This window comes from Rhodococcus sp. AQ5-07 (genome assembly GCF_009707305.1).
Lineage (GTDB): Bacteria > Actinomycetota > Actinomycetes > Mycobacteriales > Mycobacteriaceae > Rhodococcus_F > Rhodococcus_F erythropolis.
On the sequence record NZ_CP046099.1, the window covers coordinates 156,035 to 167,387 of the forward strand.

The window sequence follows — 11,353 nt, forward strand, 5'->3', positions numbered from 1 at the left end:
CCGAGGAGCCTTGACATGACAGACGCACAACTGTGGCTCGCTGCCATCGAGATCGGTGCATTCTTTTCACTGATAGCCCTCGGAATGTATCTCGTGGTGGTCGGCGCCGATTTCTTCAATTTTGCGATGGGTCCGTATGCGATGGTTGCGGCCATGGCGTCGAGTTGGGTCGCGATCAATTACGGGCTCGCTCTCTGGATTGCCATGCCGCTAGGGATCGCGGTAGCGGTGGCGCTGTCGATCCTGACGGAAAAGCTTGTGGTCAAACAGGTTCAGAAGCGATCGGGTCGTGGGGAACTACCGGCGTTGGTGGCTGTGACCGCAGTACTGTTCGGGATCCAGCAGCTCGCCGGCACTGTCTTCGGCCGAACACCACTTCCCGGGCAGAAGATCTTCGACTTCGATCCGATATCGGTGCTCGGTGCCACCGTCGACAGTTCGACCGTTGTACTCGTCGTCGGAACTGCAGTGATCTTCGTCGGTATCGGACTGTGGCTGAACCGGTCCACCTCGGGCCGTCTGCTTCGCGCCGTCGGCGACAGTCCGGATGCCGCCCGCGTCCTGGGCTTGCCGGTGGATCGGGTACGCCTCATCGCGTTCACCCTCGCGGGTGTGATCGCCGCCGTCGCCGGACTTCTGTTCGCTCCCAAGGCCGGTGTTCAGTTCACGAGCGGTCTGTCATGGACGCTGACGGCATTCATCGCACTCGTCATCGGTGGTACCGGCCGGAGTTGGGCTCCGCTGATCGGCGGAATGGTGTTGGGCGTCGTCCAGGTATTCGCCCCGTACTACTTCGGTGCGAGTGCTGCTCAAACCGCGATTCTGTTGATTGCCCTGGTGTTCTTCGCTTTCCGTCCGGAAGGCTTGCTCTCGAGGAAGGTTCGCGTCTGATGGCCTCGCTTTCTACCAGTCCGCTGACGTCAAATCCGCCCACTCCGGCCGGCAGTTCCCGGACGAGGATGCTCGCTGTGTCACGGGAAGCGCTGATCACCGTGGTCGTGGTCGCTGCCGTGCTGCTGTGGATGGGGCCGAGTCTGTACCGACAGGATCTGGTGTTCCTCGCTGCGACGTATTCGCTGATCGCCCTCGGCATGTACGTGCCATTCGTGCTCGCGGGATCACTGTCGATGGCGTACAGCGCGTATGCGGCGATCGGCGCGTATGCCGTTGCGCTGATCTCGGTTCGGACCGGGTTGTCGATGTGGTGGGGATGGATTCTCGGCGCCCTCGCCGCTGCAGCGGTTGCAGTACTCCTCAGCTTGGCAACGCAGAAACTCTCCGGCTTCTACCTTGCCGCTGTGACCTTGTTGTTCGGTATCGCTTTCGAGCACTGGTTGATCGACGGGCCGAGTTTCACCGGCGGGTCGGCCGGGGTCTCGGGCGTCGAGACTGTGACGATGTTCGGCTGGGAGCCACCGCGCTACGCATTGGTCGTGTTCGCGATCTTGTTCGTGTGTCTGATCGCGGTCGCTGTCGATCGACTTCGGAAATCGGTGTGGGGGCTGATGTTGCAAGCTGCCCGCGACAATCGTAATGTCGCACGGTCTTCCGGCGTCAATCCTGCGCACCTGACCGTTGTGGCGCTGGCGATCGGTGCCGCGATCGCGTCGACCGGCGGATCGCTGTTCACCGTGTCGGTGCAAGCTGTCACTCCTGAAACCTTCACTCTCAGTATTGTTTTCCTTGCAATCTTTATGCCGATCATCGGCGGTCGCGGCTCGGCGTGGGGTGCTCCGCTCGGTGCATTGATCGTGGTGATCGTGACGCTGAACATGCCCGGCTACCAGGGAAGTGGCGAACTCCTGCTTGCCGGAGCCGTCCTGGTGATCCTCATCGTGGCGCCTGGTGGGGTGATCGGGTGGAGTCAGAACGTTCTCGGTCGAATGAACCGTCTGTACAAGGAGCGTGGCAATCGATGACTCGGCTACTCGAAGTGAGCGGGCTCCACAAGTCCTACGGCGGCGTCCGCGCTGTCGACGATGTCTCGTTCAGCGTCGGACCGGGAGAGGTGATCGGACTGGTCGGCCCGAACGGGGCAGGCAAGACCACACTGGTGGACTGCATCTTCGGCACACAGCAAGCAGATTCCGGAACCGTCGCGCTCGCGGGTGCTGCCTTGACCGGGCCGTCGGAGCGCCGTGCACGGCAAGGGCTCTCGCGCACGTTTCAACATCCGCAGCTCGCGGCGGAACTCGACGCCGTCGACAACATCATCCCGGGACTGTACGGACACAAGATCACCTCACCTCTGCACTCGCTGTGGTGGGCGATCAAAGGACCTTTCGAGAACTGGGATCGGACAGCACAGCGGGCCCGGGAGATTGCTGCGCGATACTCGGTCGCCGACGTCGAGAGTGCTTGCGGGGATCTCAGTTTGGGGGCGCAGCGTCTGGTCGAGGTGGCGCGGGCGATGGCGACCGAACCCGATGTTCTCCTGTTGGACGAACCGTTTGCCGGCGCGGATCACGACGGCATCGCTGCCATCTCCGGTGCCGTGCGATCGATTGCCGCGCAGGGCAAAGGAGTAGTCCTGGTCGATCACAACGTCGATCTCATCGCGGCGCTCGCCACCAAGATCGTGCTGCTCAATTTCGGATCAGTGGCGTTCTACGGACCACCGCAGGAGTGCTTGGCCAGCGACGCGATGCGAGAAGTCTATTTCGGTTCCGAATACGAGGAAGGCGCCTGACATGCTCGAACTCGACAGAGTCACAGTTCGATACGGATCCGCTGTCGCCGTCCGGGAAGTCTCCCTTGTCGCCCCCGCCGGTGAAGTGACAGCGATCGTCGGGCCGAACGGTGCAGGCAAGACCAGCTTGGCGGGATCCATCTACGGCTCGGTTCCCGCCACCGGGACAATCAAATTCGATGGTCGAGAGATCCAGAAATTATCGGCACTGGATCGTGTCCGCAGCGGATTTGCCTACGTTCCCCAAGGCAGGCAACTGTTCATGCGAATGTCCGTTCGCGAGAACCTACGCGTCGGCGCAGACCTGCTGGGATTGAAAGCCGAAGCCGTGGAAACAGCTTTCGAGAGGTTCCCGATCCTGCGTGAACGCTCCGAGAGTTATGCCGGGGTCCTCAGCGGTGGTGAGCAGCAGATGTTGGTTCTGGGGCGGGCCCTTCTGGAAACCCCGAAGGTGTTGCTCCTCGACGAGATGATGACAGGACTGGCACCGAAAATCGTCGCGGAGCTGCGAGCGCTGGTCGGGGGTCTGGCCGCCGAGGGTGTGACCGTCATCGTGACGGAACCGGCACTTACTGCACTGAAATCGGTTGTCGACCGCGGATATGTCATGCAGCGCGGCGAACTCGTCCGCGAATGCGATTCCGCAGCGACACTGGACAACGCGTACAAACAATCGATGGGCGTACTCAGCGCCGACGGGAGATGATCGACGATCATGCTTGAAACGAAGACACTCGACTTCACCGTCGGTGAATTCGCCACGAATCCGGACCGGTTCGCCGGCGTCAGCATCAGCGAAATGGTCAGGCATTGGTCTGAGACCATCCCGGACGAAACCGCCTTCGTCACTCCGGAATCGAGGGTGTCGTGGAAACAGTACGACGCGGCTGCCGATGCGATCGCGTCGGCGCTGGATCTAGCTGGTGAGGGATACGGACATGTAGCCGTGTTGCTCCCCGACACCGCTGTATTCCATGCGGCTCTCTGCGCAGCATTTCGTACCGGCCGCGTCGCGGTCGGAATCGGTTCGCGCTCGGGCATTCGCGAGATCTCTCATCTGATCGCCCGCTCGGAAGCCTCCGTTCTCGTCACCACACGCACGCTGCGCGGCGTCGATACCGCCGAACTCGTGGCGAGTCTGCGGGCAGAGCATCCCGGACTGGACGTCGTCTTCGCCGACGAACGCGCCGACGTGAGTTTCGAACGCGTGAGCGCAAACGGCGAACTCACCTCGTTGCCGGTCGAGCTAAAGCAGTTCCCCGCAACCAGCCCGTGTTTTGTCACGTCAGCCGTTTCGATGCTGAACTCGACGTCCGGCACAACCGGCCTACCCAAACTGGTCACACAAACCGAGGATCGTTGGGTTGGTTTCTCCGAGATTGCCGCCGAGGCGGCGGCGATCGGTCCGGATGAGGTGTTCTTCGGTGCGGTTCCGGCACCTTTCGGATTCGGCCTCTGGACTTCGCATTTCCTGCCGGCGCTACTCGGTGCTCGCAATGTCGTCATGGAACGCTTCGACGTTTCGGTGATGATCGAGTTGATCGAGCGCGAACGAGTGACTGCTTTGAATTGTGTGAGTACACAATTCAAGATGCTGTTGCGTTCGGAGGCCGCGGAATCGGCCGATCTCTCGTCACTTCGTTTCATGTTCACCGGTGGTGAAGCCGTGCCGTATTCGGAGGCACTGGCCTTCGAACAACGTACCGGAGCGGCTGTCCTGCAGTTCTACGGATCAAACGAAACCGGCGCTGTCTCGGTGACGACGGTTTCGGACGGTTCCGATACCCGACTGAAGACGTGCGGCCACGTCATCGATCGCATGCAAGTTCGTGTATTCGACGATGCGGCAAAGGAAGTGACCGGCTCCGTCCGTCGCGGTCAGCCTGCGGTCAACGGCCCGCTGATGTGCCAGGGTTATTGGGGGGACGTCGATGCAAACGACGAGTTGTACACCGACGACGGTTGGATGCTTCTCGGCGACATCGTCGAGATCGACGAGACCGGGCGGGTGCGTGTGGTCGGGCGCAAAGCCGACATCATCATTCGAGGCGGCAAGAACATTTCCGCGGTCGAGGTCGAGGAGTACGTGCGCGCGCACCCTTCGGTGGAACTGGTCGCCGTGGTCGGAGTCGACGATCCGCTGTTCGGTGAGAAGGTCTGTGCGGTCGTCGTGTCCGCCGATGACGATCTGAGTTCGGTGGACCTGACCGCCTGGCTGCAGAGCCGAGGAGTGACCCGCGAGTACATACCCGAGTACGTGATGACGGTCGCCGAATTGCCGATGGCGGCAGGCGGCAAAGTAGCCAAGGGCGAAGTCAAGGCACTCGCGCAGAGGCGGATCGCTGAACTCGGCTGATCGCGCCTGACAGTACCGGCGTCGCGTTACGCTGATCCGGACATTTTGCCGAGAGTGAAGGAAACCCGATGACGAACCCTTCACCGCATCGGTGGCGCAGGCGCTTGCTGTGGGCTCTGGCAATTGTGTTCGTTCTGGTCGGAGCCGTGGTTCTGGCCTTCGTTCTGAGCCCGAGACCTGGCGCACTCACCGTGCGATGGGTCTTCGATCGTGATGCCGTGAAAGTCACCGAGGCGCTCGAGAAGCATGCGCCCGAAGGCGTCGACTCGATCAAGGACCAGCAGTACCGCGCCGATGACGACGACGCATACCTGGATGTCTACTTTCCCGCAGCGACGACGACCGCATTGCCTACGGTGATCTGGACTCATGGCGGTGCCTGGATCTCGGGAAGCAAGTCCAACTACGCGCCGTACTACGAGTTGCTGGCCTCTCGTGGCTACACCGTTGTGTCCCTGGACTACTCACTCGGACCTGAGCATCACTATCCGACAGCGGTGCGGCAGCTCAACGACGCTCACGCGTACGTCGTCGCGAATGCGGAACGGCTGCATGTTGATCCGACGACGGTCGTTCTCGCCGGTGATTCTGCGGGAGCGCAACTCTCGAGTCAGCTCGCCACTCTCGTCACTGATCCCGCGTATGCGAACCGTGTGGGCGTGGTCCCGTCGCTGCGGCCGGATCAGTTACGTGGAGTAATCCTGAACTGTGGAATCTACGACGTCGGGAACATGGTCGGCGGACCCGGCATCATCGGTTGGGGGGTTGATCGGTCCCTCTGGGCGTATACCGGCGTGCGTGACTTCATGAGTACCGACGCAGCGGATCAGATGTCGACCTTGAACTACGTCAGCGCTCAATTTCCGCCTGCCTACATCAGCGGCGGCAACCGGGATCCTTTGACAGATTCTCAGTCGAAACCGTTGGCTGACAAATTGACGGGGTTGGGAGTTGCGGTCGACACACTGTTCTATCCGGCCGATCACGTTCCGGCGCTCGGTCACGAGTATCAGTTCGATCTGGACAATGCCGACGGTCTCACTGCCCTCGATCGCACGGTTCAGTTTCTCGACGCACACACCCGCTAGTTGTCGGATGATGCTGAGACGCTGAAGAAATGGTCATTTCAGACAAAGCGCCGCGGGTGTGTTGCCGGGGAATTCTCGACTAGTCCTTTTGGTCTAGCCTGGGTGAATCCGATCCGACCCCAGGAGTTGTTGTGCGCGCGTCTTCCCCCGACAGACGGCGAAGGCGCATTGTCGGAATCGCGGCGGTATTCGTCGTCATTCTGCTGTCCGGGGTAACCGCGGCAATCGTCAGTCCGTGGCCAGGAGTTCTCCTCGTACGGTGGATGTCAGCGGGTGGCTCCGAAGCGACTCACGCACAACTCGACAGGCATGCACCGTCAGGAATCGTCTCGATTCTCGATCAGTCGTACCGCGACGGCGACGACGATGCACAACTGGACGTTTACTACCCGTCGGAGTCCACTTCGGCGCTACCCACGGTGGTCTGGGTGCACGGCGGTGGCTGGATATCAGGATCGAGAACTGATGCCGACGGTTACTACAAACTGTTGGCAAATCAAGGCTTCACTGTGATTTCGGTGGACTACTCACTGGGACCAGATGCGTATTACCCCACCGCAGTGAATCAACTGAACGACGCGTATCGATTTATCGTGAGCAATGCGGACAGGTTGCATGTCGATTCGAACAATCTCTTTCTTGCGGGAGATTCGGCAGGCGCGCAGTTGTCCAGTCAGTTGGCGACGGTCATGACCAGCCCTGACTACGCGTCGGAAATGGGTGTGGAACCGGCATTACGTCCCGAGCAGATACGCGGAGTTGTCCTCGACTGTGGGGTCTTCGATCTGAAACCCCTGCTGTCGCAGGGGAAGTACTTCGGTTGGGGCGTCGACAAGCAGTCGCTGTGGGGGTATCTCGGAACGAGGGACTTCGACGGGTCGACTGCAGTGGGTCAGATGTCGACACTGGGCCATGTGACCTCGGACTTTCCAGCGACGTTCATCACCGGCGGAAATGTCGACCCACTGACCGCCAGCCAGTCGAAACCCATGGCAGAACGGCTCGCCGATCTGGGCGTCGAAGTAGACGCACTGTTCTACCCCGAAGATCACGAGCCTGCGCTGGACCACGAATATCAGTTCGACCTCGATACCGTGGACGGGATGATCGCGTTCGATCGCACAGTCGCGTTCCTACGCAACTACGTGCGTTAGCGCGGTCAGCGAATCACGTAAGGCGAAATCGAACTCCGGTGCTCGCTGATGTCGAGGTCTTTACCCAACGGCGGGAAGGCACGCTGCGGACAGTTGAGGCGTTCGCAGACACGGCAGCCCGAGCCGATCGGAGTTCCCGGATTCGACTCGTCCAGATCCAGACCGTCGCTGTAGACGAGTCGGTGGGCGTGTCGAATCTCGCATCCCAATCCGATGGCGAAGATCTTTGCGGGCTGTCCGTATCGAGCCGCTCGACGTTCGACCGTGCGAGCAACCCAGAGGTATCGGCGGCCGTCGGGCATCTGTGCGATCTGGGGCATGATCTTGCCCGGATAAGAGAACGTCTCGTAGACGTTCCACAGCGGGCACGTACCGCCGCTGGTGGAGAAGTGGAATCCGGTGGCGGACTGACGCTTCGACATGTTTCCGGCACGGTCGACACGGACGAACATGAACGGAACCCCGCGAAGTTTGGGGCGCTGCAGAGTCGAGAGGCGGTGGCAGATCGTCTCGTAGCTCGCGGAATAGAAGGCGGACATGCGCTCGATGTCGTACCGGAAGTCCTCGGCGACGTCGTGGAACTGGCTGTATGGGAGCACGGTGGCCGCCGCGAAGTAGTTGGCCAATCCAAGTCGCGCCAAAGAGACCGACGCTTCGCTGGTGAAGTTGCCTTCGGCCACCAACGAGTCGAGCAGATCGCCGTGCTCGAGGTACGCGAGTTCTGTCGCGAACTTGAAGACCTGTTGCCCGCCGGAGAGCCGTGCGGAGATTTCCAGGACCCTGTTATCCGGGTCGTAACGATGAAGTATGTTCTCGCCCAGGTCGACTCGTCGAACGATCTGCACGCCGTGGACGGTTTCGAGGCGTCTGGCGATCTCGCCGGCGACGTCGCCGCGATGAAAGCGCATCCGGGCAGTGAGTTCTTCGGCCGCGGTGTCGAGATCGTGAATGTAGTTCTGCCGCTGATAGAAGTAGTCGCGCACTTCCTCGTGCGGCATGGTGATCGAACCGCTGCCGCTGCCGTCCGAGAAGCGGTCTTCCGTCGCTGCGGCGAGCTGCGCCGTCGTGTTGCGGAAGCGGCGATGCATGTTGACCATCGCCTTTGCCAGGCCCGGGTGTGTGGAGACCATCTCCGCGATTTCGTGGGCGTCGGCGTCGATGCCCATCTCCTGATCGAGGGCAACTTCACGCATTTCCGCGATCAGGCGCGTGTCGTCCTGTGGGGAGAAGAAGGTGGTGTCGACGCCAAAGACTTCACTGATTCGCAGGAGGACCGGCACGGTGAGTGGCCGGACGTCGTGCTCGATCTGATTGAGATAGCTTGCCGAGATCTCCAGCGTCTTGGCCAGCGAAGCCTGACTCAACCCGCGCTCCGTCCGCAGTTGGCGGAGCCGGACACCGACAAAGGTTTTCGACATTTTCCCAGGATACGAGTGACAGTCCGGCTTCGCAAAGGTGGGTTTGCAGAATTCGCACCGGTACCCCCTGTGAGTGGTTGAGGAGTCCTCACACTCCTCAACCACTCACGGGGCCGGAGGCCTAGACCCTGTTCTCCGAACGCGGAGCGCCGATTCCGGGATCGATCTGGAACGGTCCGCTCGACGAGGGTGCGAGGGGGAAGTCGAAGATCGCAGTCGGGAGATACACCGTCGAACACGAGTTGGGGATATCCACGACGCCAGACAGGCGGCCCTCGATCGGTGCCGCACCCAGCAGCAGGTACGCCTGCTCCGGCGCGTACCCGAACTTGGTCAGGTACTCGATCGCATGCAGGCACGCACGCTGGTAGGACAGATGTGAATCCAGGTACTTCTGTTCGCCGTCCAACGTGACGGAAGTGCCCGAGAACGCAAGCCACTCGGAATACTGCGGATCCGTGTTGCCCGGCATGAAGATGGCGTTCTCGGAAACGCCGTAGGTATCCATTCCGCCCTTGATGATGTCCACACGAAGATCGATGAAGCCGCCCATCTCGATGGCACCGCAGAAAGTGATCTCACCGTCGCCCTGGGAGAAGTGAAGATCGCCGACCGACAGATTCGCACCGTCCACGAACACCGGATAGAAGATTCGGCTGCCCTTGGTGAGGTTCTTGATGTCCTGGTTTCCGCCGTTCTCACGCGGGGGAGCGGTGCGCGCCGCCTCGCCGGCCACGCGGGTGTACTCGTCACCGGTCAAGGTTCCCAGTACTGCATCGCGGGGCTCGGGCGGAAGTGCAAGCGGGGGAACCCGATTGGGATCGGTGGCAATGAGGGCGCCCTCGCGGGCATTCCACTTGGCGAGCAAGGCTGCCGACGGAGCCGTGCCCATGAGTCCCGGGTGGACGATGCCCGTGAACGAGACGTGCGGAATGTGACGCGACGTCGCCGTTTGGCCGGAGAAATCCCAGACGGCCTTGTACGCGTCGGGGAACTGTTCGGTGAGGAAGCCGCCGCCGTTGTTCCGAGGGAAGATGCCCGTGTACCCCCAGCCTTGGCCGGCCAACGGACCCGAATCTTCTTGGGGGATAGGCCCGATATCCAAGATGTCGACGATCAAGAGGTCGCCGGGCTTCGCGCCTTCGACGGAAAAGGGGCCGGACAGCGTGTGGACCGTGGTCAGTGGTGCATTGAGAATGTCGTCGGCTGAGTCGTCGTTGTGTATTGCGCCGTCGAACCATTCGCGGCAATGGACACGAAACGCATCACCGGGTTTCACCGTCACCGCCGCCGGGATGTCCGGGTGCCACCGATTGTGGCCGACGATCGCCTGGTCGGTGAATTTCTTGGCGGAATCGAGTGGAAACAGCAGTTCAGGCATATGCACTCCTCATTCTCGAAGAAACGGAAAACTCGTGGCGGCAGGACTTTCGTGTCGGATCGGGACGCGCGGTGAGGACGCTCAGGGGCGAGGTAGCTTGCGGTGCAACGGATTGGACGTCGTCGGGGCAGATTGTCTGGCACGGCCCGGAAGTGACCCACTGACCACGGCAGGCTCGTGAGCTGATCGGGCAGTGCTGTCCAGCAGACCCATCGCGGTTGACGAGCTGTGACTCAAACGGGGAGACGAGACAACACGCTTCGATTCGAGACTGCACTGGGGACAGCTGATCGACTGGGGCACTTCGGCCATCGCGAACGACCGCTCGAGCGGGCCGCAGCCGGTACAGCGAAACTCGTACAGAGGCATGCGGTCACGCTATCGGAGGATCCGTAAGTGCGACACTGGAACGACACGCACCGGGTTGCCGATGCCGCAATTGCGCCCGTCAGCGCAAGTACACAACCGCGTTGTCGCCGCCGGTACAGGTGACGATGCCGGAGGTCACCTTGCATGCCATCGTGTACTCCTTGCCGGTCACCGGACTACGTGCGGACACGGTGCTGGAGGCACCGGTGGCACCGGAGTTTCCGTAGGCGATCCGAACTGCCTCGGCAAACTCGCACGAAGTTTTGCCCCCACTTGTCGCGGACTCCTTGTAACTTCCGGCCGGCTGCCCGCCGGGGCAGGCGGACGCACCGGCCGGGAAGTTCGCGGCGCGTGTGGTCGTCGGGGATGTCGTGCTGGGAGCGGTTGTCGTGGTGCCGGGTGTGTTCGCGGCGGTGATGGTGGTCTGGGCCGCGCCACCGGCGGCCGAGTTGGGGACGTCCTTCGGCCAGAGGACCCAGGCAAGCCCGCCGAAGAGAGCCAACACAGTGATGACTCCGATTACGGATACCGGAATCACCCAGCCGGGCCGACGCGGCGGCGGATTTCCACGTGGCGGTGCAGGCGGGAATCCCTGGGGCGGGGGATACGACTGCGGCGCGGCCCGGTAGCCCAACTGCGGCGGCTGTGGACCGGATTGCGACCATGCCTGGTTGTTCGGTGGCCGCTGATAGTTGTCCGGCACCGCTTTATCGCCCGGTCGGGGGCGTCGAACGACAAGTCATGGTTCGACAGCATATGGCCGGCGAATGGGTTGTCTGTGGCTTTCCGACGGGTGGATCCCTGGAATTGCCCGAGCGAAGCCTGTTGCCACGAAGTGATTGCGGTCACTTGCGAGTCGTGAAGTTGGCTCCGAAGTAGCGGATGGGCCTGTTCCGAG

11 protein-coding genes are annotated in these 11,353 nt (G+C 61.6%); 7 read left to right on the top strand and 4 right to left on the bottom strand.

Annotated elements, in window-relative coordinates:
- The first annotated feature begins 15 nt into the window (after window positions 1-15).
- The 7 genes from GJB56_RS00760 to GJB56_RS00790 all read left to right on the top strand — a co-directional run bounded on the left by GJB56_RS00760 (window position 16) and on the right by GJB56_RS00790 (window position 7,287).
- Window positions 16-891 (top strand): branched-chain amino acid ABC transporter permease, encoded by an 876-nt coding sequence (locus GJB56_RS00760; RefSeq protein ID WP_113682339.1) that lies wholly within the window; start codon window positions 16-18, stop codon window positions 889-891.
- Window positions 891-1,919 (top strand): branched-chain amino acid ABC transporter permease, encoded by a 1,029-nt coding sequence (locus GJB56_RS00765; RefSeq protein ID WP_019744442.1) that lies wholly within the window; start codon window positions 891-893, stop codon window positions 1,917-1,919. The genes GJB56_RS00760 and GJB56_RS00765 overlap by 1 nt, the downstream gene beginning before the upstream one ends.
- Window positions 1,916-2,689, top strand: coding sequence for an ABC transporter ATP-binding protein (locus tag GJB56_RS00770; protein ID WP_113682340.1), 774 nt, complete (start codon window positions 1,916-1,918; stop codon window positions 2,687-2,689). Before GJB56_RS00765 ends, GJB56_RS00770 begins: the two co-directional genes overlap by 4 nt.
- Window position 2,690: 1 nt before the next feature.
- Window positions 2,691-3,395 carry an ABC transporter ATP-binding protein gene (locus GJB56_RS00775; protein ID WP_020906733.1) on the top strand — a complete coding sequence of 235 codons (705 nt, stop codon included), beginning with the start codon at window positions 2,691-2,693 and terminating at the stop codon, window positions 3,393-3,395.
- 9 nt (window positions 3,396-3,404) lie between these two features.
- Window positions 3,405-5,045 carry a class I adenylate-forming enzyme family protein gene (locus GJB56_RS00780; protein ID WP_042951163.1) on the top strand — a complete coding sequence of 547 codons (1,641 nt, stop codon included), beginning with the start codon at window positions 3,405-3,407 and terminating at the stop codon, window positions 5,043-5,045.
- Between the two features lie 68 nt (window positions 5,046-5,113).
- The gene (locus GJB56_RS00785; RefSeq protein ID WP_113682341.1) at window positions 5,114-6,133 is read left to right on the top strand and encodes an alpha/beta hydrolase; all 1,020 of its coding nucleotides are present in this window, start codon (window positions 5,114-5,116) and stop codon (window positions 6,131-6,133) included.
- A gap of 131 nt (window positions 6,134-6,264) precedes the next feature.
- Window positions 6,265-7,287 (top strand): alpha/beta hydrolase, encoded by a 1,023-nt coding sequence (locus GJB56_RS00790; protein ID WP_019744437.1) that lies wholly within the window; start codon window positions 6,265-6,267, stop codon window positions 7,285-7,287.
- Window positions 7,288-7,292: 5 nt separating this feature from the next.
- On the opposite strand, the gene ramB is transcribed toward GJB56_RS00790, so the two are convergent.
- The 4 genes from ramB to GJB56_RS00810 all read right to left on the bottom strand — a co-directional run bounded on the left by ramB (window position 7,293) and on the right by GJB56_RS00810 (window position 11,158).
- Window positions 7,293-8,705 carry an acetate metabolism transcriptional regulator RamB gene (gene ramB / locus GJB56_RS00795; RefSeq protein WP_113682342.1) on the bottom strand — a complete coding sequence of 471 codons (1,413 nt, stop codon included), beginning with the start codon at window positions 8,703-8,705 and terminating at the stop codon, window positions 7,293-7,295.
- Between the two features lie 121 nt (window positions 8,706-8,826).
- Window positions 8,827-10,086 (bottom strand): formamidase, encoded by a 1,260-nt coding sequence (gene fmdA, locus GJB56_RS00800; protein ID WP_019744435.1) that lies wholly within the window; start codon window positions 10,084-10,086, stop codon window positions 8,827-8,829.
- 81 nt (window positions 10,087-10,167) lie between these two features.
- Complete coding sequence (locus tag GJB56_RS00805) at window positions 10,168-10,455, bottom strand: FmdB family zinc ribbon protein (RefSeq protein ID WP_113682343.1); 288 nt, start codon at window positions 10,453-10,455, stop codon at window positions 10,168-10,170.
- Window positions 10,456-10,534: 79 nt separating this feature from the next.
- Window positions 10,535-11,158, bottom strand: a complete 624-nt coding sequence (locus GJB56_RS00810; RefSeq protein ID WP_020906738.1) for a hypothetical protein — start codon at window positions 11,156-11,158, stop codon at window positions 10,535-10,537.
- Window positions 11,159-11,353 lie beyond the last annotated feature (195 nt).